The sequence below is a fragment of the Alkalihalobacterium chitinilyticum genome (genome assembly GCF_029028005.1).
GTDB classification, from domain to species: Bacteria; Bacillota; Bacilli; order Bacillales; family Bacillaceae_F; genus Alkalihalobacterium; species Alkalihalobacterium chitinilyticum.
This window is the reverse complement of the sequence record NZ_JAOTPO010000014.1, coordinates 24,724-51,126: the sequence shown is the minus strand read 5'-3', so window position 1 is coordinate 51,126 and position 26,403 is coordinate 24,724. Positions and strand designations below refer to the sequence as shown.

Genomic DNA, 26,403 nt, shown 5'->3' with positions numbered 1-26,403 from the left:
TCTCCTATTCCACAACTTGTCGCATCATCGTAAATACAACTCCACCAACCATTAGGATAAATCCCACAAAGGAGAAAAGGAGGACGTTATTAGCGCCCTCACTTGGCTCCTCATGTACACGGTTTTCGGTGGTCGGAGTCGTATAACTTGCGGTAAAAAGAGTTTCCTGGACAAGAGCGACTGTCGCATCCGCTTGGCTTTCCATCTCAAAAATTGATTGATGCAGGTCTTGAAGCCACTCTTCCTGTTTTAGTTGCTTCCTGTCAATGAGCTCTCTCGTCTCATCCCGAAACAACTCTGGAAACACTTTTTCAAGTTCTGTTTTCGTTTTGGTTTGATCTTCTTTACTACCAATAATTCGATCTAAATTCATGTTTAATTTACCTCGTTCCTCAGTACTCGGTTGACCCTCAGCAAGCACAGCGAACATTGGTAGCAATAAGCTAACGATTAAAATACAGAACACTCCATTAACTAGCTTTAGAAACCTCTTCATCTTCCGCTCCCTCACTCCTTGTAGCACGATTGAACACTAACAGGTTAAGCAGTATACCTGCCAAACATAGCAAAGATAAAATAAAGAAGGTTACTTGATAATTAATCGATCCATCGAAGACCCGGATCAATACATTTTCCACATATTGTAACGGCGAGTATGCTCGTAATCCTCCATTAGCCACTGAACCTAATGCTCTTGTAAAGAATAAATACATACCAAATACCGCGAGTAACAAGAACATTCCTATCATTTTTAATTGTCGTAGTAGGTAAGTAGAAAACAGTAGTATCGTTAAGACAATGCCCGTTAACAGAAGTGTCCATAACAATAGGTTAGACCCTTTAATCTCTAAGATGTAGCTTGAAATTAACCCAATCGCTGCACCCTCAATAATTCCGACACCTGTAGTAATAATCGTAATAGGAGTATTTTGAGAAAAAATCGTACGTTCTCCTTCAAACTCATCCTTCGCTAAACGACGTTGGTGATTGGTTGAAATCACGTATGCTGTAAAGAGAGCAACAATAAAAGCAATTAACACGATAAAGTATGGTGTAAACGTATTACCAGAGACGATCACGCCTTCATTTTTCGTTTGAACCGGACTTGATAAGAAGCCTAACAAATCCTCATTTTGTCTATCGCCAATTCGGCTATTCGCTAATACGTCGGTAAAGTTAGTCACAAACTCTTCATCTTCTATTAATTTATTTGTCAGATTAATAGAGAGAGCTTCTGCCTGACTGATTAAATCATTTCCGCTTTCTTGTATCATCGTCGCCTGATTATCAATGTCTTCAAGGGTTTGATAAACAGTCTCAGCCGAATAAAAATTACTTTGCGCTTGTTCTGCGAGCACTTCACTTGTTGATAACAGTGGCATGAAATCATTACCAAGTGCCATGATTGCCTGTTGTTCCTCATCACCAGCAGCCCTCACCACAGACTGTTCTTCAATTAGTGCTATGCTTCGATCTCGCCAGTCCATGACATCTTCCAATACGTCAGATAGGCTTTGATTCATGACCTGAGCCTGCTCTGTCGTTGAAGCTATCTTCCCAACAAGTTGATCCATCAGGTTTTCAGCCCGTTTTGATTGGTCATGATATCGTCTGATTTGATCATATAGCTGTACAATTGGCTCTCTAATTTCCTTCGTAACACCCGCCGTTACTCGTTCAACAACATAATTCGTAATCAATTCATCTAACTCTTGAACATTGAACAGATAATATAGAGAAGATTCGGTTGCTAAATCAGATAAACGATTTCCAACAAAGGAATCCTGTAATGTTGGCGAATTCATATCTATACCAAAGTAAGTTTCGAAAAGAGCGGATAATTTTATATAATCGCTAATCGTATGCTCAGCTGCATTAATCAGAGCTTGCGTACCATCATCTAATATGGGTGACATGACTCGATGGTGAATATGGTTATTGATCACTTTCACCTTTTCTATGATTGGCTCTGGCCCTGGCTCAGGTTCAGGTTCAGGTTCAGGTTCAGGTTCAGGTTCAGGTTGAGGTTCAGGTTGAGGTTCAGGCTCTTCCCCGTTTCCACCGTCATTGTTCTCATCATCTTGAGGGTTAGACGGATTTGTTTCCTCCTGATCACCAGGACTCACTGGCTGCTCTTCGCTCTCACGCTTCCCATTTTCTCCATCAACTTCAGTTCCACCCGGTTCTTCCGTTTCTTGAACGATAACTGTAGTTGCAAGTAAAGGAGCATTATAAACCTCATAGCCCAAGAGCTCCTCTACATCATCAACATCTGTAATATCTTCTTGAAGCATACTCCAGCTCCAAGTAGCAGGTTGGAAAACATCTATTTTACTATTTGCATCTTTCAACCGTAGTTGAACTCGAACAGTAAAAACTCCTTCTTCATTTGCAGGTAATTTCACTTGCCCATTTTCTTTATATACCTCTGTGTAATTGACTTCATTAAAATCAGGCAACGTTAACCACAAATTTTGTAACTCATATTCATTCGGAATTGATAAGGTAAAAGTTTGCCCTGACTTTTGATTAGCTGGTAATTCAACAGAGTTTCTCATCACAACACCTGTATCAGCTAAGCGGTTTTTAATTTCTTGAATTTGGGTTGATAAAATCTTGCTATTATCAAGTTCCTTTGGAGAAAAGTCATTTTCACGATTATACTTTCTTGCTGTGGCAATGACATTATTGATCTCTAATGCCATCTGATCAGACAATCCAGATTCATCAATATCTCGCATACTTAATGAGGGCAGTTGATTAATCTGCTCTTGAAGCGTACGATGCAGATTTCGATCAGGACGTCTAAATAACGAATTTAAATTTGTCAATTCATCTTTAAATGCATTCGTAAAAATTCCCGACAACCGATTGGTAACGTTTTTTTCCATATTCGATTGGAGTGTTTCTTCTAAATTCTGCTCTAAACTGCTTACTTGTTGATTAGCTTGATTAAAGTACTCTCTTAACAGAGCAGCATCAGAAATAAGCGTTGCACTCTCTTCTTGGAGTTGAAACTGATAATGGATCCGTTCATTAGCACGAACGAGTTGATCAAGCTGTCGCTGGGTACCTGTATCATGAATCGTAGACTTATATTGATTTAATAAATCATAAAAACCTTGTGATAACGCTTGGTTAGATGCTGTGAGACTTGTTATATCGTTAATATTCGATACAAAGTTTTTACTTAATTCAGTCTCTTCCGTTAATCGATCCGTAAAGAATCCAAGAGTATCTTCAAGACTGCTAAAGCTACCTCTTGATGCTTCTGTAAAATTCTTCACAGTACTAAATTGGTTCGTATAGTTTGATAAAGGCGATTGAATTGCTGTATTATATGTAGCTGTATACTTTGCCTGCTCGTCAACAATATAACCGATTTGATCCTGTGCTTCATGCAAATTGCCAATCACACTAGCAAAATAAACATCGATGATACGTCTATTAAAATCATTTAATATTTCACTAGCTGTTCTTTCAGCCTCTGCTCTGATTTCATCATTTTCTGAAGCATTAATTTTATAATTCAATGTAACTGGTTCTGGTGAAACGGAATCTATGGAGAGTGCCTTAACCGAAAAGTCATTAGGGATGACAATCATCATGTCGTAAGTTTGTCTTTCCAAGCCACTCTCAGCAACCCCTCGGCTCACGACAAACCATTCATGCTTACGGTCATCATCTACACTACGAACAAAGGCATCTCCAAATGCCAAACGCTCATTATTAAATTCCGCACCTACATCCTCATTTACCAATGCAATCGTCATCTGATAACCAGTATCAGTACTAGTAGTTTCTGTTACTTGATTTAAAGCCATATAAGATAAACCAGTAGCTAGTACTAGAATTAATACTAGAAATGCGAGTAACCTTAGCTCTATTCTTTTCATCTGTTTTTCCTCTTCTCCCACTACTTTTTCGCATTTAGTAAGATTATTCTTCATATAAAAATGGATTATTCAGCAAAAAAAATATATAATAGCAACCAAATCTTACTATCTACCATTAATACTCATTAAACATTATGTAGGTTTCACTTTTTATCTTTTAAAGAGAAATGAGCTACACAACGATTGTTATGTAGCTCATTCCAAGGCACGTACAGTCTCAAAAGCTACTTATCTCGTTTTGCTTCTTATCTAAGACCAAAATTTTGAGAAAGAGCTTGATCCTGCTGTGCAACAGCTTCAGCCGTTTTAGTCAATTGTGTTTCAATGTCTTGCATTAAACGAGAGAAGTCTTGCACACGAGGACTTAATTCTCTGAATTGATCGTCAAAGCGTTCAAATGCACGCCCTTCCCACTCTCCTCTTAACTCTTCCTGCAAATTAGTTAAATCTCTTAAAATTTGATCGATTTGCTGTGCACTCTGACCGTAACGCTTAGCCTTTGCTTGCAGCTGATCAGGGGTCATACGAATTTGGCCTGCCATGAATACTCATCTCCCTTTTTCAAAATTCAGGAAATTACATAGGATAATATAATGAATTCCCTTCTTGTTATCCTATAATATGGTATTACTAACAATATGTAGAGTCAATTGAGTTGGAATATTTTCCTAAAAATGAATATTTAGAACCGTAACTAAGTTTTTCTTCGATTTACCATGATTAAATATTGCTTTTTACCTATAGAAGATATGAAAATTGTCTCTCGAATATACAACCTTCAAATAGCCCCCACTATTATAATGGGGACTAAGTGACGTTATGTATCTAGTAGAAACGATGGGTTTATGATTGATGAATCCATTCAAATGCCTATGAATTCTTTTTATACAAGAGGGAGAGGTATCCTGTTACAGTAATTTAAGGAAGTGGTTGACCATTGATATAGTAGCTTTGCTTAGCATTTCAGACTTAGATCTATTATTTTAGGTATGGACTTGTTGTGGTTTTTAGTTCTAGGAAGATAGTGTCAGTTGAAACTCCTTGATTTACGGGGTTGCTGGTCTAATTTCGAGTATATTTATAGGGAATACGGGTATTATTGAACTAAATCTTTTGTTGAGGTACATAATCTCACAGTTATATTTCTGAACGCAACTCCGTCCCAGACAAAAGATAAGGAATGGCAGGTTTAATAAATTCTTCTGGACGTACCTTCATGCCATTTCTTTTCCATTCTACAGAAGCTCCGTAGATCCCCCAACTTAATACGACCGCAGTAATTCTTAGCGCATCATCCTCTTGCTTTTTATGTTGTTTTAACAACATATTATAAAAAATGACTTCGAGTTGATCCCTAATAATTCGAGAAATAGTATCTTCGTATCCTCTGTGGCACCGATTCGATAATGACTTTTGAAAATTGGTTATCGCTATAAACAGACAAACGAAAGCTTCTTCATTTAGTTCATTAATCTCGTAAGTATCATAATTCAAATTAACTAACAATACTTCTGATAAGACCTTTTCTAGTAAGTCGTAAATATCTTTAAAATGATAATAAAAAGTTGCCCTGTTAATCATAGCTTCAGTTGTAATATCTTTTATCGTAATATCCTTAAATTCTTTTTTTCCTGAAAGTTCAATGAATGAATCCATAATTAATTTCCGCGTACGCAAAACTCGAGGGTCCGTCTTTGGTTGATTCACTTTATATCCCTCCTACTTTTTAAACAGATTCTCTATTTTGTTGGATAAACAACAAAATAAAGGAACTATTGGTGTTTTTCTTATTTATTATGGCTTAAAATTCAATTGTAAAGCAACTGATTGAAAACCATCAGACAATAACTCATATAATTTTTCCTTCCTTAGATTAAATGTGTAGTTGTTATTAAACAGAAATGGAGGAACATGAATTGAAAAACAATAATAATATGACTTGTGATTTAGAAACAGGTGTATGTGGTACTACAGGTGAAGATGAAATAGAGGTAATTGATTTCAACCAACCAAGCAAAAAAATAGATTTATATTATGTAACCGATCCAATCTGCTCACATTGCTGGGCATTAGAACCAACACTTCGTCGTTTTATGAAGCAATATGGTCAATATTTCAACTTCAAAACAGTGATGGGTGGCTTATTAGAAAAATGACATGGCGGTCCTGTAGATCCTGCTAACGGTATTCACGGACCTGCCGATGTTGCTGGACACTGGAGAGAAGTTGGTGAACATTATCGCATGCCAATTGATGGTTCACTAATGATTGACAATCCAGTTCAGTCATCCTACCCATCATCTCGTGTATATAAAATTATTCAAAAACATCATGGTGAGAAAAAAGCATTTGAATACCTGCGTCGTGCAAGAGAAGAACTTTTCATTTTCAATAAAAACATTGGGGAAGCACCTGTCTTAGAAGAAATCGTTAATAGGATAGGACTAGATGGTGAGACAATTCTAAAAGAAGCTAACGAACAATTAGGTCATGAATTATTAAATGAAGATATTAGATTAACTAGAAAACTTGGTGCTAGAGGGTTCCCTTCGATTATCATGATTAATGGAGAAAATAAAGGAGTTAAAATCGTTGGTGGTCGTCCTTTCGAATCTTATATCGATGGATTAACGCAAGTTCTAGGTGAAAAGCCTGTCCCTGAACAACCGCCAGCATTATCAACTTTACTTCAAGACGAAAAACTCCTTTTCTCAAAAGAAATCGAAGTAATGTATGATCTTGAGCAATCGGATAGTAACAATTTTATCGAAAGTGAACTTTCACCAAGTAGTTATCAAGTGAAGAAATTTCTTGGAGAGTCGTATTTCATAACGACTGGTAAATAAAAGAGAAAGACTATGGATTATGGATTATGGATTTCAAGATGAACAGACCATTCAGGAAGGAAATGAAAACCCATTCTGAACTACCAATAAGTATAAATGAAGAAGAATAATATTTACAACATAGTTGTTGTAGCTTCCATAGGTTTTTCCTCAAGAAAAAAGAAGAAGAGTAGCTTTGTAATCGCTACTCTTCTTGCATAAGTAATTACTCCTATAAAACTTGTACTTTTTATATTTAACTAGGAGCTTACCGATATCTTTCTTTAACTGACCCTTACCCTCTCATAAGTCGTCTACACAGTTATTTTTAATGAAATAATGGAGTCCAGCTATTTTTGTATAACAAAAATAAACTCTTCCGAAATCCCCCCCCTTAAACCCGCATTCCACCGTCGCTGATAAAATAAAGTTTTCCGACCGAACCCCCATTTTGAACAATTTTCGAATCAAAAATGGCCGTTTTCCAGCCGCTTTTTCACCGGTTTTTTCAGGTTTTTTGGGCAGTTAAAATAAAGTTTACCGATAATGGAAGGAAGAGAAAATCGAGAAAAGATAGGAATACCAAGGGCTGAGCATGAAAAAGACCCGGAAATCGGAAATGTTTATTTTACCGAAAACCAGGTCTAAATCGGAAATGTTTATTTTGGTTAGGAAATGTTTATTTTTGGGTTACAATTTTATCTCTAGAATCGCAACACTTTCAACATGCATCGTATGAGGGAACATGTCGACCGGTTGAACCTCTTTCGTTTGATAACCGCCGTCTTCAAGTACTCGTAAATCGCGAGCTAACGTTGCCGGATTACAGCTAACATACACTACTCGCTTCGGTTTCATCTGAATAATGGTATTCAGTAACGCTTCGTCACAGCCTTTTCGCGGAGGATCTACAACGATGACATCGGCACGAATACCTTGGGCGTACCACCACGGGATAACTTTTTCTGCTTCACCGACAGCAAAGTCGACATTGTCTATGTTGTTTAATTTTGCGTTTCGCTTTGCATCATCAATGGCTTGCGGTACAATCTCTACACCATAGACGTGCTTCGCTTTTTGTGCTAAAAATAACGAAATCGTCCCAATTCCACAATACGCATCAATTACCGTATCCTCGCTTGACAACTGGGCATATTCTAACGCTTTATCATATAACACTTTTGTTTGCTCAGGATTGACTTGATAAAATGATCTGGCAGAAATCGCAAACTTCACGTCACCAATATAATCATAAATATACTCTTCACCCCATAGAACATCGGTTTGATCGCCAAATATCACATTGGTTCTTCTAGTATTTATGTTATGAACGATCGATTTCACTTCTGGAAGTCGATCCCGTATTTCTGCGATGAGCTGCTCTTTATGAGGTAAATCATTGGTTCGAGTAACAAGGACAACCATCACTTCTTTCGTGACTAGTCCGTATCTGGCTACAACGTGACGCAATACCCCTTTATGCTTTTCTTCATCATATCCTTTAATATGGAGCTTATTTGCAATGTCTTTCACGGTTTGAACGACTTTATCATTTGCTTCTTGTTGAATTAAACATTCGTCCATGTCAATGATATGATGGGTTCTTTCTTGATAAAAACCAGCAACCAGTCCACCCTCTCTTGTCGCGACAGGAACTTGAGCCTTGTTTCGATACCTCCACGGGTCATCCATTCCTAATGTAGGATGAACTGGTATATCTGAAATCTTACCAATTCTCTCAAGTACATCTTGTACCATCTTCTGTTTTTGTCTAAGTTGGGCGTCATAGCTTAAATGCTGCAATTGACAACCGCCACACTGATGATAAACAGGACAAGGCGGTTCCGCTCGGTGCTCACTCGTTTCTAGTCGTTCCATTAACCGGCCGAATCCGTACCCTTTGTTTACTTTTGTTACTTTCACTACTCCACGTTCACCGGGAAGAGCTTTAGGTACAAAAAGAGTATAACCATCGATTTTGGCTACCGCTGCCCCTTCATGGGTTAAATCTTCAAACATGACTTCATATTGCTGATTCTTTTGAACAGGTATATTATGTTTACTCATTGTCTCTCTTCCTTTACGTCCGAAATATGCTCCCCTGATTGTAGCATAACTGAATGTAGATAAAAAACTTTGGTTAAAATTTGTCCACCGCGTTGACTCAACTTTTTTCTTTCATAAACGCACAAAAAAAGAGCATCGGATGCTCTTTTGATGTTGTCCTATTTTTTGGGAGGACATAAGATCTGAAAATGTTGATACAGATTGACAAATTCGCCTGGTAACATCCCGCCATATTCACCGTCAAGGTTTAACTGCATGTCTCCTTCAACATAGACCTTAATCCGATTAGCTTGTGTATAGATAACTTTTGGGTGGTTCATGTGCTCACCTCGCATCGCGAGACCACCGATTCGAATAAATTCAGGAAATGATGTTTTTTTAACGATAATTAAATCAAATAACCCATCTTGGATTGAGGCATCAGGCGCTAGTTTTTCAAACCCGCCGACAGAATTCGTATTCGAAACTAAAAACATCATGATTTCGCCTTCAAAAAGCTTTCCGTCATATTCAATTCTTACAGAAGTCGGTGAAATGGACGGTAGCTTTTCTAAACCTTTTATATAATAAGCGAGTTGTCCCATTAATGTTTTTAATTTACTAGGCACTTCATACGTTAATTCTGTTAGTGTTCCGCCTGCTGCTATGTTGATAAAATATTGACTGCCTACTTTGCCAATATCAATTGGTTGCTGGTGCTCCCCGCACAACACATCACAAGCTTCTACAATATCTCTTGGGATATGCAAGGCTCTTGCAAAATCATTCGTCGTCCCAGCAGGGATTAATCCAAGCAATGGTCGTTGTTCTAATTCTGCTAACCCATTGACCACTTCAAAGATGGTCCCATCTCCTCCAGCAGCAATAACTAAATCAAAGCCTCTCTCACCTGCTGACCTAGCTGCCTTAATCGCACAACCTTCCCCTGTCGTTGCATGGGCAGAGGCTTCATAGCCAGCCTTTTCAAGACGTTCTAATACATAAGGCAAACTTTTACGCATTTGCTCTCTTCCGGACGTTGGATTATATATAATTCGGGCTCGTTTCATACTATCTCCCACTTTTACGAAGTAATATCCATCTTATTACAATCTATTAACTTGTATGATAAGGGATACATGCTTCTTACACAAGTGATATCACACAACTTTTTCTAACAACCCTTTTAATGCCTCTCTTTACTCTGCTTCTTGTTCGTACACAAGTTCCCCATCTACAAACGTCTTCCATGCGTAGCTATTACCTCTTAACGGATGCGCATCCCATATCACGATGTCAGCATCTTTGCCCACTTCGAGTGTACCTGTACGATCTTCAATACCTAATACGGAAGCTGCATGTTCTGTTACTGATTTTAATGCTGTCAGTTCTGACAACCCTTCTTTTACAGCAATGCTTACAGAAGTTTGCAGGTACTGAATCGGAATAACGGGGTGATCTGTCGTCATGGCAAATGGAATATTCGCCTCTTCTAAAGCTTTATACGTCTGCCAGCCTTTATCTCTTAACTCTACTTTACTACGGCTTGAAATCGTAGGTCCGACTGTAAACTTCGCACCGCTTTCTGCTAACAAGTGGGTAATTTGATGTCCTTCTGTTGTATGTTCAACACTTAGATCCAAATCAAACTCTTTTGCAATTCGAATCACCGTCATAATATCATCGGCACGGTGCGCATGAGCACGAACAGGAATTTTCTTTTCAAGAGCTAGTTGTAAAGCCTCTAATTCAAAATCAAACACATTCTCACCGTTTTTCTTCTTTTCCATATAGTGCTTCGCTTTAGAAAATTGTTCACGAAGTATAGCCGCAACAGCCATTCTTGTTTTAGGTGCTCTTCCATGATTACCGTGAGCTCCTTTAGGGTTTTCACCAAGGGCAATTTTCAACCCTGACGGCTGACGGACCACCATCTCATCTACTGATTTTCCGAGTCTAATTTTAATACAGACCGTTAAACCGCCGATGACATTTGCACTCCCCGGTAATACTTGAGCCGTTGTAACTCCTGATGCTACCGCATCATGAAACCCTTGATCATACGGATAAATAGCGTCCATCGCACGTAAATGTGGCGTTACAGCTGAAGTGGTTTCGTTATAATCTTGTCCTTCCCAACGTACACCTTCTTCATCAATTCCTAAGTGGGTATGAGCATCAATAAATCCAGGTGTTACGTATCTTCCATTTGCATCAATGACTTCTGCTTCTGCTGGAATCTTTACATCCTCTTTTTTCCCTACATTAACTAGTTTTCCGTCTTTAAATAAAAGTGTCCCTTTTGTGATTTCATTTTCACCTAAAATATGTGCATTAATAATTGCCTTCATGTGCAACAACTCCTTTAATAAATTGCAATTGTTTACGCCTATTGTATATAAATATTGAACCTCATATGTAGCAGATCCTCTGGTAGGAGGCTTCGACTTCTGCAAAAAAATAAAAAATCGATACCTATATCTTATTACGGGTATCGAAATATTTCAAAGACAAACTATTATATTTTTTAATTAATTTCAAAATATACTAACTTGTATAGGTTGTTGCTTCGTCCTCTCTCTTACTTCGAAACAGATTTCTTAAGAAAAAGCCGACGACAGCAATCACAAAAACAACAACCGAAACCAAGTATAGGTTGTGCTGTTGTAGGTTTTCAATCCCAGTAACAAGGATAAATCGTCCAAACGCAAAGTAAAGAGAACACCATATGAAACTACTAGTATATGAAACTACAGCAAATGTTACGAATGATAATTTCCGAGTCCCGCATAAAAACGGAATCGCATGTCGTAATCCAGCAAAAAAGCTACAGAAAACTAGTGCATAGGTGCCATGATCATCAATCATTTTCTTGCCTTTTCTTATAACACTTCTGTTTTTCAATTTGTTTAGAAGAGGGGCGCCAGCAAACCGACCCAATAAAAATGTCGTTGTCGTGGCAGCAATAATACCAAAGTAAGCTGCGGCAAAAGCTGGAATAGCTTCTAAATAACCGTGAGATAACCACCCGATACTTATTACAATGACTTCATTAGGAACAGGAAAAATAAACATTCCTAGCCAAAGCCACAGAAATAAGCCCCCATAACCAAATTCATATAAAATTGAAACCACCATTTCCCATTCCATTGTTGCACCCTCTCCCTATTTGTTCGGAAAAAGACATGCTGAATTTCTTCGCGTTAGTACCAATTTACACCATTATAGAAAATAAACCAATTAATGTGCTCTTTAAATTATCCTGAAAAAACTTGTGGCGTTTCGACTTGCGTACGATTTACTTATAACTATGCAACTCTACTACATATTACCAAACGTTTTAAAAACACATAAAGAAATAAAACCATGAAAAACTATGGTAAACGAAAGGAGCGTGTACATATGGAGAAAGCGACTAAGGTATTCTGGATATCTGTTGTAATTGCAATTGTATTCGTACTTTGGGGTGTCCTATTACCAAATCAATTAACTAGTGTTATGGATGTTACATTAGGCTTCTTTTTACAAAACTTTGGTTGGTTCTACCAACTTTCGGCTACTTTCTTTCTTATCTTTGCTTTGTTTCTCATTTTCAGTCGCTACGGGAAAATAAAGCTCGGGAAAGATGAGGATAAACCAGAGTTCAGTCGCCCGACTTGGTTTGCGATGTTGTTTAGCGCCGGGATGGGTATTGGTCTCCTTTTTTTCGGTGTCTCTGAGCCAATCTCGCACTTTGCTAACCCTCCTTTAGGCGAAGCTGGGACGAGTGCGGCAGCTACGCAGGCTTTAAGGTATACATATCTCCACTGGGGATTTCATGCGTGGGCGATTTACGCAACGATTGCGTTAGGACTGGCCTATTTTAAATTCAGAAAAGGCTATCCCGGATTACTTAGTGCTACGTTATATCCGATATTAGGAGAGAAAACAAAAGGACCGATTGGCGGAGTTATTGATGTCGTTGCGGTCTTTGCTACCATCTTTGGGGTTGCTGCTTCCCTCGGTTTAGGTGCAGCTCAAATTAATGGAGGACTGAGCTACGTTACCGGTATTCCTAATACATTTGGTATCCAGCTGTTAATTATAGCAATCATCACAGTGCTGTTCCTCATTTCAGCCGGCACTGGAATTAAAAGAGGAATTAAATATTTGAGCAATACAAATATGATATTAGCCGTACTTTTATTTTTTGGTGTACTTTTTCTCGGACCTACTGTGTTCTTGTTAGAGCTTTTTACTACCACTTTAGGTTCTTATATTCAAAATTTACCTGCGATGGGATTACGATTGGCCCCTTTTAATGCGGATAATGCAGCTTGGATACAAGGGTGGACGATTTTTTATTGGGCATGGTGGATTGCGTGGGCGCCGTTTGTCGGGACATTTATTGCACGTGTTTCGAGAGGGCGTACCGTTAGAGAATTCGTAGTGGCTGTTTTGTTCATCCCAACGATTGTCTGTGCTTTATGGTTTGCCGTTTTTGGCGGTACCGGTATTCATCTTGAATACAATTTAGGTATTCCAATCTCCGAACAAACCCTTGAAACGGCTTTATTTCTAGTTTTTCAACAGCTACCGCTAAGTGCTTTGTTGATTATCATTACCCTGTTTTTAATTACCGTTTTCTTTATCACATCCGCTGATTCAGCTACATTTGTCCTCGGAATGCAAACGACAACTGGAAGTTTAGAGCCGCCCAATATTATTAAATATGTGTGGGGGATCCTATTAGCAGCCTCAGCTGCCATCTTAATGTATACTGGCGGGTTGGCTGGTCTGCAGACGGCGATTATCGTTAGTGCGTTTCCTTTAACGTTTGTTCTAATTGCGATGGCCTTCTCAATGGTTAAATCTTTAAATGCCGAAATGGGTCCTAAAAAACAAAAAGAACGGAAGAAAGAAACTGTAATGAAAGAAAGACCCAATCCAACATAAAACTTATTTAAGCAAAGCGCAAGCTCCCGTTTAGCGACGTACGGACTGGAGCGCGCCGTACGAATTTTAATGTATTAAAAAAACGGTCTCTACTAGTGTTAGAAGCATTACTCCTAAACACTATCGAGACCGTTTTTGTAAATTACTCTGACTTATTTGTTCGTTGTTTTTTTTACGGACTCATAAGGCCCTTATTTTAACGGAAATCACCTTTTTAAGTCACTTGTGGACTCCAGTAGCCCTTATTTGCTTAAAATCGCTAAAAAACGTAACGATTAGTACTTAATAACGGCCTCTCAGTGTCCTATTACTAAGAAATTCACCGTTTTGGACAAAATAAGGACCTGTGTGTTCCCTATTTTCATATTCATCATACCAAGCCTAACGTTTGCCAATCTCCTCAGCAATTAGCTTGTTAACCATTGGCGGATTAGCTTTTCCTTTTGTTTCTTTCATCACTTGCCCGACTAAGAAACCAATCGCTTTTTGTTTTCCTGCTTTAAAATCATCAACAGATTGTTGGTTATTATCAAGAATGGCAACAACGATGCTGCGCAATTCTCCTTCATCTGAAATTTGCACGAGTCCTTTTTCTTTTACGATCGTTTCTGGATCGCCGCCATTTTCGATCATTTCTTTAAAGACTGTTTTAGCAATCTTCGATGAAATCGTACCTTTTTCAATCAAAGTAATCATTTTTGTCAGACTTTCTGGCGTTAATGGTACCTCACCAATTTCTTTGTTATTTGAATTTAAGTACGCTGACACATCACCCATTAACCAGTTAGCCACTTGTTTTGCATCGCCGCCTTGAGCTAATGTCTTTTCAAAGAAATCTGACATCGCCTTTGAAGCCGTCAATACTTGCGCGTCATAATCTGAAAGGTTTAACTCAGCTATATAACGAGCTTGGCGCTCATGAGGAAGCTCTGGGATTTGGCTGCGGACACGCTCTTTCCACTCCTCATCAATAAAAGTAGATACGAGATCCGGGTCTGGGAAGTAACGGTAGTCGTCTGATCCTTCTTTTACACGCATTAAGATCGTTTCTTTCTTTCCATCATCCCATCGACGAGTTTCTTGGTGGATCACGTTTCCTTCCAACAGTTCTCTTTCTTGACGAATCTCTTCATATGCTAAGCCCTTTTGAACGTTAGCAAATGAGTTTAAATTCTTAAGCTCTGTTTTAGTACCGAATTCCTTCTGTCCGACTGGACGAAGAGAAATGTTAGCATCACAACGTAATGATCCTTCTTCCATTTTGCAGTCAGAGACTTCCGTATATTCAAGGATCGCTTTTAATTTTTCCAAGTAAGCATAAGCTTCTTCCGGTGTGCGGATATCAGGCTCAGATACAATTTCAATTAACGGTGTTCCCACACGGTTAAAGTCAACTAACGAGTAATCACCGTACTCTGAGTGTGTTAGTTTCCCTGCATCCTCTTCAAGGTGAATCCGTGTGATCCCAATCGTTTTCTTTTCTCCGTTCACTTCAATTTCAATCGATCCGTGTTCTCCGATTGGTTTATCAAACTGAGAAATTTGATACGCTTTTGGACTGTCTGGGTAGAAATAATTTTTTCGATCGAACGTTGTTTCTTGTGCGATTTCACAATTTAACGCAATCGACGCTCGCATTGCATATTCAACAGCTTGCTTATTTAAAACTGGCAGTACTCCTGGATGTCCTAAACAAATTGGACATGTGTGTGTATTCGGCGGGGCACCAAACTCAGTCGAACAGCCACAAAAGATTTTTGAATTGGTCTTTAACTCGACGTGGACTTCTAATCCAATTACCGTTTCGAATTTCATTTGTTTATCCCCCCTTAAAGTTCCGGTTTCGCTTTATGATGTTCTGTTGCTTGCTCATATGCATGAGCTACGCGGTAAACGGTATTCTCATCAAAATGCTTACCGATAATTTGTAATCCGATTGGCATTCCATTTTCCCCTAAGCCGCATGGAACTGAAATAGCTGGTACACCTGCTAAGTTCACTGGGATCGTTAAAATATCATTGGCATACATAGTTAATGGGTCATTGATCTTCTCACCAATTTTAAATGCGGTTGTCGGTGCTGTAGGACCAATAATTACATCATAATTTTCAAAAACATCTTCAAAGTCTTTTTTAATCAATGTACGGACTTTTTGAGCTTTTTTATAATAAGCATCGTAGTAGCCTGAACTTAATGCATACGTTCCCAGCATAATACGGCGTTTTACTTCATCACCAAAGCCTTTACTTCGTGTTTCTTTATACATTTCAATTAAGTTGGCAGCGTTATCTGAACGCACACCATAGCGTACACCGTCAAAACGAGCTAAATTAGCAGAAGCCTCAGATGAAGCTAGTAAATAGTACGTGGCAACTGCATATTTAGAATGAGGTAGGGAAACTTCTTCCCATGTAGCACCCATTCCTTCAAGCACCTTTAATGATTCAAGAATACGGTTTTTCACATCTTCGTTAACACCTTCAGCCAAATACTCTTTTGGTACAGCAATTTTTAATCCTTTTACTTCACCTGTCAGCGCTGAAAGATAGTCCGATGTTTCTACATTCGCTGAAGTAGAATCCATTTTGTCGTAGCCTGCAAGCACTTGAAGAACTAAAGCATTATCTTCAACCGACCGCGTTATCGGCCCGATTTGATCTAAAGAAGATGCAAAAGCAACGAGTCCAAAGCGCGAAACACGTCCATACGTTGGCTTAAGTCCAACTACTCCACAATAGGATGCAGGTTGACGGATCGATCCTCCAGTATCCGAACCTAATGAGAATACAACTTCTCCAGCTGCTACAGATGCTGCAGAACCTCCACTAGATCCACCAGGGACGTAATCAGTATTCCATGGATTTCTTGTATTAAAAAATCCAGAGTTTTCCGTAGAAGACCCCATCGCAAATTCATCCATATTCAACTTACCAATTGTTACTGACTGAGCACCTTGCAAATGTTCAATTACAGTTGCATTATGCATGGGCTCGAAATTAGCTAATAATTTACTTGAACAAGTGGTCGTTAACCCTCTTGTGACGATATTATCCTTGATACCGGCTGGAATCCCAAAAAGGAGACCTCTTTTATCATTTGAACTGAGTGCCTCATCTAATGTTTTTGCATAATTTCTTGCTTTTTCCTCGTCTAACGTGATAAATGCCTTAACTTTCTCATCAACAGCTTGAATTCTGTCGTAAGATGCATTCACGAGTTCTGAAACAGATACTTCTTTATTATGTAAACGATTATGTATTTCTGAAATACTTCCTTCTAATAACGACATTTATACCCCTCCTCTACTCAAGGATCGACGGAACTTTAACTTGTCCATCCTGCTCATCTGGTGCGTTCTTTAATACCTCTTCCCTCGGTAACGATTCTCTTACCTCATCTTCACGCATTACATTTCTCACATCTAATACATGTGTTGTCGCTTCAATGCCATCCGTATCTAACTCATTTAGCTGCTCAGCAAATGAGATGATTGCATCTAGTTGTTTTGTAAACATCTCAGCTTCTTCTTCTGTAACAGATAAGCGTGCCAAGTTCGCGACATGCTTTACCTCGTCCTTTGTGATACGTGCCATCCTTCCACCTCCAAAAATCGTTCATTTTCACAATAAATAGATCATACCAAATTACGTAGTAATAGGCAATAAACCCCATTATAACAACACTTGACAAATTATCGAAATATTACAGAAAGTATAAGGGTTTCCATTTTTCACTGTTTCAAGTCTTTAATTGCTTTCAAACAAATAAAAAACCATGAGGATAGTAGAATTATCCTCATGGTTTTGCTTGATTGATTACATCTTAAAATTTTAAAACGAGTAAGTATGCCAAAGCCGCTGTTATAATCTTGCTCGCTCAAACTCTTCTTGTATTTCCTGATTAGGCACCTTACCTAGCAAACTAACGACTACAATTGCAATGGCAGCAAAGATAAAACCAGGAACGATTTCATAGAGCCCAAACGGAATAATCGCTTCTGATTGCGGCAACGGCGTACCATCCGGGCCATTTGGAGGTGTTGATAAGAGATCCCATATTACAACAGTAATTCCCCCCGTAAGCATTCCCGCAAGAGCACCGTTACGTGTCATCCTTTTCCAAAATAATGAAAAAATAATCAATGGACCAAACGCTGCACCAAACCCTGCCCAAGCATAACCGACTAAATTTAAAACTGAATTATTTGGATTGTAGGCGAGAAGGATGGCGATCAACGCAATGGCAACAACACCTATTCTCCCAACCCAAACGAGCTCTGTTTCTGATGCACTTTTTCGTATCATGCCTTTGTAAAAATCTTCAGCTAAAGCACTTGATGAAACAAGCAACTGTGAATCAATTGTACTCATAATTGCAGCTAGTATAGCAGCAAGGAGAAAGCCCGCTACCCAAGGATCGAATAAAACTTGAGTAAACAATATAAATACAGTTTCATGAGCCCCAGCTGAAATGGCTGCTTCTGGCCCGTTCACTGAAAAATAGGCAATCCCAACAAAGCCTGTAAAAATAGCTCCAAATAATGCGAGAACCATCCACGTCATCCCAATAAAGCGTGCTTTAGGAATTTCCTTTACTGATTTTACAGCCATGAACCTCGTTATGATATGAGGTTGACCAAAGTAACCTAATCCCCAAGCTAACAATGATATGACACCCAAAATCGTAGCTCCTTGGAACGCATCTAAATAGGCAGGATCAATTTCACCGACAGCATTTAGTGTTGTTTGCCAACCACCTAATTTTGATACAGCAACAACCGGAACAATAATTAATGCAAGAAACATCAAAATCCCTTGAAAAAAATCTGTCCAACTAACCGCTAAAAAACCACCTAAAAACGTGTAAGAAATGATAACAATCGCACCAATCCAAAGTGCTTGTGTATAAGTCATTCCAAAAGATGCTTCAAATAACAACGCGCCACCCACAAGTCCTGCTGATGTATAAAAAGCAAAAAACAGCAAGATGACTAGGGCTGACACCATTCGAAGGATCTTTGATTTGTCATGAAATCGATTTTCGAAAAAGTCTGGTAGAGTAATAGAATCATTTGCGACTTCTGTATACTTTCTTAAACGAGCAGCAACATACTGCCAGTTTAGATACGCACCAATTGCAAGGCCTACTGCAATCCAGATCTCACCCATTCCACCGATATACAGCGCACCTGGCAAACCTAAAAGCAACCAACTACTCATATCCGAGGCACCCGCACTTAATGCAGCAACACTTCCGTTAAGTCGGCGACCGCCTAACACGTAGTCAGATAGATTGTTAGTTAAACGATAAGCGATAATTCCAATAGCTAACATTCCAACAAGATAAATGATAAACGTAAATAACGTTGCAACCTCCAAAGTTATTCTCTCCTTTCTTTAATCAAGCTTACTAATGAAAAAACGATTAATAAAAGCATTGGGACCCATAGTAAAACAGATGTAGCTAACGTTAATTGATGTTCCATTCCTACACCCCCTTTATGCAAAATCTATGCATCTAACGTCCTGACAATGTTCAAAATATTTTCAATTGACTTTTAAACAGCATCGTCTTGATTGAATGGTGCACTCTTTTAATACCTTAACACATTAAAGATGTACGAACATTTAAATGATTGTTGCACCTAAACGTGAATGAATATTGATACAGCAGTAAATTTAATAATAGGTTCTATAGTAGATTAATTATAGTAAATATTCACTAAAATGAATAATAATTTGTGCGCGATTTATTTGATGAGGAGAGCAGAAAATGAAAAAAGGCGACCTTTCAGTCGCCAAGAAATTTCGGTTATTTACTTTGCTATACACCAGGTGCAGGGATGATCGATACGCTCCAAAAGCTGAGCACAGCAAGCGATGATGCTATAAACATTAGGAGCATCGATCAAAAACTAAATGGCAGCTGGTTTTAGAGTTCTACAACATCACTCCGATACATCCAATTGGATAGCCGGACTTATCTCCATGTGAGGATAGTTAATTCGTTCATCGAATTCTACCCAGTCAAGATTTGCCATCAACAGCAGATAGCGTTTACCGCTGGCCGGGTCACTGATGATGATATGGTCACGGCCAGCCGTTTCCACACGACCTTGGTAAACCATTGCATTCCATCTATTGTTCCCTTGGTAAGTAAAGTAGAAGGTACCAACCTTGCCTTTGTTAAAGCGCAGGATATTTTCAATAAATGATTCTTCCACCCTGCCTGTCGGCAGCATCTGTCCAGTTCCCATCGGAACAACAGGCACATTATATGCAGGTCCAGAATGCATACCCATCGGGAAGCCAGTTGGTTGTTGTATAGCAGGTGCTTGCATCATAGTAGACGGATAAAAACCAGGGGAAAAGCTCATTGGATTATAACTAGAGTTTCCGCAAGTCATGATAAGTTCATCTCCTTATAATAATTCATCTATAAAACTCAGGGCAGTAGCCCGGTACACCGACATAGAAGCAATGATTTCTGTGTGCAAAATCAAACTGTGTCATGGGCGATCGTGGCATCGTTGGGGTACAAGGGTCACGGAATGCTTGCCCTGGACTTGGATTAAAAAACCACAAGTTCATTCGGGCTCGAGGATTCCTATGACCATTCAATATATTCCTGGCCCTCTGCAGGTCCTCCTCTGTGGGACGCTGTGTATACAAGGCTCCATTTAAAACAGGTTCAAAGTGAGGTATTCCAGTTCCTGGAATCTCATGATAGATAGCATGTCTGATATTGCGTAAATTTCTGAAGTCAGGTTCACAGTCTGCCTCAACCCGATTGGCCACAACCGTTCCTACCATATCCATCCCTTCGGCGCCTTCACCAATCGCTTCGGCCAGCATGAGCCTCGCTAACGAGTTCACGTCATTTTCAGTATGATTTATTCGCCTACCCATATTCTCACTCCCTTCATCTTATACAGTAACTTATTGCCTAAAGCACGTTTTCGTAGCTTGCCTATCCGCCCAAACTTTGAAAATGTATTATAAAAAGTAAACACTCTTGTGTTTTCCTCGATTTTCGATACACAAGTTTGGATTGATAGTGAGTATCGAAATAGAAAAACTAATTTCACAAAGGAAGGTTAACAGAGTTATTCGCCTAATAAAATCACACCAAAAAACGCAGAGGATTTAGCACCCCCTGCGTTTTTGTTGTTTTTAATAACTCGTGCGTTATCTGTAAATATGGATAAAAGGATCTTCATTCGGATTGCGAACAATAAGGGCCTCTTGTCCAGATACAGATGTGATATACACTTGTATTTTTAGGTTACTTGGAAAACGTTGTGCAATTCGATCGGCTGAAAATTGTGTAAGTGCAATGATTTCGGCCTTCCCTTGGAAACGAATCGGGATTTCAATCGTCAGTTCTGTAAGCTGTTCATCTTTATAAAACCCTTTACCTACGACACCGACATAGTTGTCGAAGAAATCATTGATTTCTTCTTTAAACTTTAAGAAACGTTCCGCATCATTTCGCTGCTCATTGTTTGCACGAGTAGAAGGATAAAAATAGTACTTCTGATTAATTGCTTGCCATCTGTCAACTTGGCGTTGAGGCTCAGCAACACCCTTCATGATGAAATTTCCGGGTACAATTGCTTCTCGTTTTTCTTCTTGAAACAATGCCACGATAATTGGAACATTTTCTAATGCTCCTTCTTCACGATTAGGGTTGCGCAAACGCGCAACAATTTCTTCGGCCATTCGCTTTCCTTCAGCCTCCATTTTTTTCTGATCAATATCAACTTCGTATCGATATATTCTTCCTTGATCATCAAAAATACGATAGTTATAAACCGTATTCATAGACAGACCAATAACGACTCCACCTAACTCCAGCTGGCCGTTTGCATTTTCTACTAAATAGTTATGTTCTAATATATGAGACAAATAACGGGGTTGGTTTTCCTCTTGATCTCTTAATGTGTCCCCTGATCCAAGGGGCGGATTTAAACCTTGAGGATTATCGTCTTCATGATATCGTATTAACCAATTATTTAGTTCATCACGAGAAATAAACTGGCCTTCCCTAAAAAAATACTTTTCTGGATCGAATCTTTCATTAGCCAGCCCCATTAAACCTAATTCCAACTGTTCGATATCAAGACGATTGTATACAACAGCATTACTAAAGCCTCTGCTTTCACCATGAGTATAGGACCCATCATATAGAACACTTCGATAGTAGTTTTCAGGTGTATACACTTCCGGGCTCAATTCAACAATTTGGTCTTCCCCTTCTAATTCCTCTTCTATCAACTGCTCCTCTGGCTGTAAAAAAGGAAAACAACCTGACAAAAAGATGACGCTGCAAAGAGCAAAAGGTATCGCTCGTTTAATCATCTTCATCACTCCTACTCCGTATTAAACCTCCTCTTAAACAAACGTTTATTTAAGAGGAGGGTTATTCATTTAACCAAACTAGCTAGTCGTTTCTTGGATGAATTCTTCTTCACTCCATACCGTAATCCCTAATTGTTTGGCTTTTTCTAATTTAGAGCCTGCATCTTCACCAGCAATTACTAGATCGGTTTTTTTACTGACACTTCCAGTTACTTTTCCACCTAGAGCTTCAACCTTTTCTTTTGCTTCATCTCTCGTTAACTGAGCTAATTTCCCCGTAAGTACAACCGTCTTACCTAAGAACGGGCTTTCCTGAACGTCTTCGGCAGATGGAAGTTTAGGCCCTTTATACGTCATACTCACACCAAGTTCTTTTAGCTCATTAATTAACTCGATCACTTCTTCCTGCTGAAAGTAGTTCACTATGGAATTAGCCATTTTTTCACCAATTTCATTTACCGCTTTCAGTGTTTCGTAATCAGCTTCTTGAAGTGCTTCGATCGTCTCAAAGTGCATCGCTAACGTTTTCGCCGCTTTAGCACCAACAAAACGAATTCCTAAACCAAATAGTAATTTCTCAAGTGAGTTTTCTTTTGTTGCTTCGATTGCACTAAGTAAGTTATCAACCGATTTCTCACCCATTCTTTCGAGCTGCAGTAATTGCTCTCTCTTTAGCTTATATAAATCAGCAACATCTTCTACAAGCCCTTCAGCAAAAAGTTGGGCAATCACTCGTTCTCCTAAACCATCGATATTCATAGCGTTTCGAGAAACAAAATGAGTTAACCCTTCGCGAATTTGCGCTGGACACTTTGGGTTGATACAACGTAAAGCTACTTCACCCTCGAGTCGAACAAGTTCACTTTCACATTCAGGACAATGTGTCGGCATATGAAAATCTTGCTCTTCTCCTGTTCGTAATTCAAGTAGTACGTTAACGACCTCTGGGATGATGTCACCTGCTTTTTTCACTACAACGGAATCACCAATTTTAATATCTTTTTCGCGGATCAAGTCTTCATTGTGCAATGAAGCTCTCTTCACAGTAGTACCAGCAACTGTAACAGGTTCTAGCAAAGCTGTTGGAGTAACTACCCCTGTCCGCCCGACATTCAAGTCGATCCCAATTAACTTTGTGACCACTTCTTCAGCTGGGAACTTATAAGCAATCGCCCAACGTGGACTTTTTGCTGTAAATCCTAGTGTTTTCTGTTGGTCAAGCTCATCAACCTTTATTACAATACCATCAATCTCATATGGCAAGTCTGGCCTTTTCTCCACCCAGCTTTGAACATATTCAATGACTTCATCAATGGTTTTACAGTGGCGATTTTCTTGATTAATCTTTAATCCTAAATCTTGTAAGTAATTCAATGCTTGATGATGTGAAGTAATCTGATCATTTTCAATTCGACCAAGTGAATATAGAAAAATATCAAGATTACGTTTTGCCGCTATTTTGGGGTCTAATTGACGAAGCGAACCAGCTGCTGCGTTTCTAGGGTTGGCGAACTTTTCTTCTCCAGCCGCCTCTTTTGCTTCATTTAATTTTTCAAATGAGCGTTTCGGCATAAAGGCTTCGCCGCGAACTTCTAAAGTCACATCTTCCTTTAGTCGCAATGGTATCGAACGGATTGTTTTTAAGTTTTGGGTAATGTCTTCGCCGACCGAACCATCTCCACGAGTAGCCCCGCGACTAAACTTCCCTTGTTCATACTTGAGCGAAACTGCTAGTCCATCTATTTTTAATTCGCAGCTATAAGTAGGTTCAGCACCGTTTACCCCTTGTTTCACACGACGGTCAAAATCGCGTAAATCTTCTTCATTAAACGCATTTCCTAAGCTTAACATAGGAACATCATGTTGTACCTTATCAAAAAATGGCAGCGGTTCTCCTCCAATACGGACGGAAGGAGAATCATCTGTTAAAAACTCTGGATGTTGTTGTTCTAAGGAGATAAGCTCCTGCATTAGTTGGTCATACTCCGCATCAGAAACGATTGGCTTGTCCAATACATAGTAGTGATGACCATAGTCATTTAAAAGCTCTCTTAATTGGTCAATCCGAGATTTCGCTTCATGCTTTTCCATGTAATCGTCCTTTCATTACACCTTTTTAATCGGGGCAAATTTGGCAACTAATCGTTTAACACCTACTGGTTTTGGAAAAGCGATATCCAGCTCGATATGTTCCCCTTCACCTTTTGTACTGACAACCGTACCAATTCCCCACTTCCCGTGCTCCGCTTTATCTCCCACTGCCCATTGGAAGCCTTCTCCACCTGATGAGGAAGCGACCGGTCGAGTAGACGCAACATTTCGTTTTGGTGCACTAAATGAGCTTGGTCGTGATGTTTTTGCCCAAACCGGTTCTGGTTTTGCAGGTTCTTCTAGACAAGACTCTGGGATCTCTTTTAAGAAACGCGAAGGAGCATTTGTACTCGTGCGTCCAAATAACGTACGGCTTCTAGCATTCGTTAAAAATAATTGCTGTTCAGCACGAGTAATTCCTACATAAGCTAAGCGACGTTCTTCTTCCATTTCTTCTTCTTCAAACAGAGATCGGCTATGAGGGAACACGCCTTCTTCCATTCCGATAATAAATACAATTGGGAATTCTAACCCTTTTGCCGAGTGCATCGTCATCAAAGTGACGACTTCTGTTGGCTTTTCATCATCTTCATCAAGTTTGTCAATATCAGCAACAAGAGCAAGATCGGTTAAAAACGCAATTAACGATCTATCCTCACTACTTTTTTCAAACTCAACTGTTACTGATAAAAACTCATCAATATTCTCTAAACGACTTTGTGCTTCTAATGTTTTTTCATTTTTTAACATGTCACGGTAGCCGGATTTTTCAATTACTTCTTCTACTAATTCAGTAACGGATAAATACTCCTGCATATTAATCCAGTTGTTCATCTGTCGTGAGAATTCTTCGAGCTTACCGACCACTCGCGCACTCAGGCCGACTTCTTCAATTTCTTGCAAAACTTTAAACATGGATATCCCTTGGTTCGCTCCGTATTCTAAAATACGGTCAACGGTTGCGGCCCCAATGCCTCGTTTTGGAACATTAATAATACGTTGCAAACTAATATCGTCATCAGGATTGGCAATTAGACGTAAGTACGCTAATACATCTTTGATCTCTTTACGATCATAGAATTTCGTTCCGCCGACGATGTTATATTCAATGTTTGATTTAACGAGTAATTCCTCCATTACACGCGATTGTGCATTCGTACGGTAAAGGATTGCTATATCAGAATTACTATGCCCATTACGTGTTACTTCTTTTATTTTCCCAATGACGTAGTATGCTTCATCTTGCTCTGTATCGGCTTCATAGCGGACAATTTTACATCCTTCGTCATTTTCAGTCCAAAGCTTTTTCGGTTTTCTTTTCGAGTTATTTTCAATTACTTTGTTCGCAGCCTCTAAAATAGTCTTAGTTGAACGGTAATTTTGCTCTAAAAGTATAACCGCCGCTGTAGGATAATCTTGTTCAAATGAAAGTATGTTAGCAATATCCGCGCCGCGCCAGCGATAAATTGATTGATCCGAGTCCCCGACAACACAAATATTTTTATACTTTTCTGCGAGCATATTAACTAATACATATTGTGCTTTGTTTGTATCTTGATACTCATCGACGTGAATATATTGGAACTTTCTTTGATAATACTCTAGTACTTCAGGTACTAGCTTAAATAAACGAATCGTCGTCATAATTAAATCATCAAAATCTAATGATTGATTTTTCTTTAGTTGTTTTTCATATTCTACATATACTTCTGCAGCTGTTTGGTCATATAAACTGCTTGCCGTTTTTGAGAATTCTTCTGCACGTTTCAATTCATTTTTAGCTGAGCTGATCGTCCCTAGAATACTTCTCGGCTCAAACTTTTTCGGATCGATATTTTTCGTTTTTAAGATTTGCTTTATAACAGACAATTGGTCGGATCCATCTAAGATCGTAAAGTTTCTACTAAAACCAATTCGATCAATATCTCTTCTTAAAATACGTACGCACATCGAGTGGAACGTCGAAATCCAAATATTCTCCGCTGTTCCTCCTACAATTTGTGCCACACGGTCTTTCATTTCACGGGCTGCTTTATTCGTAAATGTAATCGCAAGAATATTATACGGGGCTACGCCTTTTTCTCGAATAATATAAGCAATTCGATGAGTTAATACTCTCGTTTTTCCACTTCCAGCACCGGCCATTAATAATAAAGGTCCATCTGTGTGCTGGACAGCTTTCCTTTGTTCTGGGTTTAATCCTGCTAACATCTTTTCCATTAACTTACTTTGCACTTTCCCACCACCAA

The 26,403-nt window shown here is 39.0% G+C and carries 18 protein-coding genes and 1 pseudogene; 2 read left to right on the top strand and 17 right to left on the bottom strand.

The genetic code is table 11. From position 1 onward, the window contains the following. Positions 1-4: 4 nt before the first annotated feature. From essA to N7Z68_RS17785, 4 genes are all read right to left on the bottom strand, one after another. The gene (gene essA, locus N7Z68_RS17800) at positions 5-496 is read right to left on the bottom strand and encodes a type VII secretion protein EssA (RefSeq protein ID WP_275119827.1); all 492 of its coding nucleotides are present in this window, start codon (positions 494-496) and stop codon (positions 5-7) included. Further along, a complete protein-coding gene (esaA, locus tag N7Z68_RS17795; RefSeq protein ID WP_275119826.1) occupies positions 471-3,896 on the bottom strand; it encodes a type VII secretion protein EsaA in 3,426 nt (1,141 codons plus the stop codon). Before esaA ends, essA begins: the two co-directional genes overlap by 26 nt. A gap of 245 nt (positions 3,897-4,141) precedes the next feature. Further along, on the bottom strand, positions 4,142-4,438 hold the full coding sequence (locus tag N7Z68_RS17790; RefSeq protein ID WP_275119825.1) for a WXG100 family type VII secretion target: 297 nt from the start codon (positions 4,436-4,438) through the stop codon (positions 4,142-4,144). Positions 4,439-5,033: 595 nt separating this feature from the next. Continuing rightward, positions 5,034-5,603, bottom strand: coding sequence for a TetR/AcrR family transcriptional regulator (locus tag N7Z68_RS17785; protein ID WP_275119824.1), 570 nt, complete (start codon positions 5,601-5,603; stop codon positions 5,034-5,036). 194 nt (positions 5,604-5,797) lie between these two features. On the opposite strand from N7Z68_RS17785, the pseudogene N7Z68_RS17780 reads away from it, so the two are divergent. Further along, a pseudogene (locus N7Z68_RS17780) lies at positions 5,798-6,742 on the top strand (DsbA family protein). Positions 6,743-7,411: 669 nt separating this feature from the next. Here N7Z68_RS17780 and rlmD read toward each other — a convergent pair. From rlmD to N7Z68_RS17760, 4 genes are all read right to left on the bottom strand, one after another. Continuing rightward, positions 7,412-8,788, bottom strand: a complete 1,377-nt coding sequence (gene rlmD / locus N7Z68_RS17775; RefSeq protein WP_275119823.1) for a 23S rRNA (uracil(1939)-C(5))-methyltransferase RlmD — start codon at positions 8,786-8,788, stop codon at positions 7,412-7,414. 158 nt (positions 8,789-8,946) lie between these two features. Next, the gene (locus N7Z68_RS17770) at positions 8,947-9,837 is read right to left on the bottom strand and encodes a diacylglycerol kinase (protein WP_275119822.1); all 891 of its coding nucleotides are present in this window, start codon (positions 9,835-9,837) and stop codon (positions 8,947-8,949) included. A gap of 129 nt (positions 9,838-9,966) precedes the next feature. Next, positions 9,967-11,118 carry an amidohydrolase gene (locus N7Z68_RS17765; RefSeq protein WP_275119821.1) on the bottom strand — a complete coding sequence of 384 codons (1,152 nt, stop codon included), beginning with the start codon at positions 11,116-11,118 and terminating at the stop codon, positions 9,967-9,969. A 196-nt stretch (positions 11,119-11,314) separates the two neighbouring features. Next, on the bottom strand, positions 11,315-11,917 hold the full coding sequence (locus N7Z68_RS17760; protein ID WP_275119820.1) for a DedA family protein: 603 nt from the start codon (positions 11,915-11,917) through the stop codon (positions 11,315-11,317). A gap of 252 nt (positions 11,918-12,169) precedes the next feature. On the opposite strand from N7Z68_RS17760, the gene N7Z68_RS17755 reads away from it, so the two are divergent. Continuing rightward, complete coding sequence (locus N7Z68_RS17755; protein WP_275119819.1) at positions 12,170-13,702, top strand: glycine betaine uptake BCCT transporter; 1,533 nt, start codon at positions 12,170-12,172, stop codon at positions 13,700-13,702. Between the two features lie 381 nt (positions 13,703-14,083). Here N7Z68_RS17755 and gatB read toward each other — a convergent pair whose 3' ends face one another. From gatB to pcrA, 9 genes are all read right to left on the bottom strand, one after another. Then, entirely contained in the window at positions 14,084-15,517 is a 1,434-nt protein-coding gene (gene gatB / locus N7Z68_RS17750; protein WP_275119818.1) for an Asp-tRNA(Asn)/Glu-tRNA(Gln) amidotransferase subunit GatB, read from the bottom strand. 14 nt (positions 15,518-15,531) lie between these two features. Then, the gene (gene gatA / locus N7Z68_RS17745; protein ID WP_275119817.1) at positions 15,532-16,992 is read right to left on the bottom strand and encodes an Asp-tRNA(Asn)/Glu-tRNA(Gln) amidotransferase subunit GatA; all 1,461 of its coding nucleotides are present in this window, start codon (positions 16,990-16,992) and stop codon (positions 15,532-15,534) included. A gap of 13 nt (positions 16,993-17,005) precedes the next feature. Next, complete coding sequence (gatC, locus tag N7Z68_RS17740) at positions 17,006-17,296, bottom strand: Asp-tRNA(Asn)/Glu-tRNA(Gln) amidotransferase subunit GatC (protein WP_275119816.1); 291 nt, start codon at positions 17,294-17,296, stop codon at positions 17,006-17,008. 267 nt (positions 17,297-17,563) lie between these two features. Beyond that, entirely contained in the window at positions 17,564-19,081 is a 1,518-nt protein-coding gene (gene putP / locus N7Z68_RS17735; protein WP_275119815.1) for a sodium/proline symporter PutP, read from the bottom strand. 569 nt (positions 19,082-19,650) lie between these two features. Next, positions 19,651-20,109, bottom strand: coding sequence for a spore coat protein GerQ (gerQ, locus tag N7Z68_RS17730; protein ID WP_275119814.1), 459 nt, complete (start codon positions 20,107-20,109; stop codon positions 19,651-19,653). Positions 20,110-20,134: 25 nt separating this feature from the next. Next, a complete protein-coding gene (locus tag N7Z68_RS17725; RefSeq protein WP_275119902.1) occupies positions 20,135-20,557 on the bottom strand; it encodes a cell wall hydrolase in 423 nt (140 codons plus the stop codon). A gap of 333 nt (positions 20,558-20,890) precedes the next feature. Beyond that, complete coding sequence (locus N7Z68_RS17720) at positions 20,891-22,063, bottom strand: CamS family sex pheromone protein (RefSeq protein ID WP_275119813.1); 1,173 nt, start codon at positions 22,061-22,063, stop codon at positions 20,891-20,893. 78 nt (positions 22,064-22,141) lie between these two features. Then, positions 22,142-24,154: an NAD-dependent DNA ligase LigA gene (gene ligA, locus N7Z68_RS17715; RefSeq protein ID WP_275119812.1), complete on the bottom strand. Its 2,013-nt coding sequence runs from the start codon at positions 24,152-24,154 to the stop codon at positions 22,142-22,144. A gap of 15 nt (positions 24,155-24,169) precedes the next feature. Then, positions 24,170-26,374 carry a DNA helicase PcrA gene (gene pcrA / locus N7Z68_RS17710; RefSeq protein WP_275119901.1) on the bottom strand — a complete coding sequence of 735 codons (2,205 nt, stop codon included), beginning with the start codon at positions 26,372-26,374 and terminating at the stop codon, positions 24,170-24,172. Between the last annotated feature and the right edge of the window lie 29 nt (positions 26,375-26,403).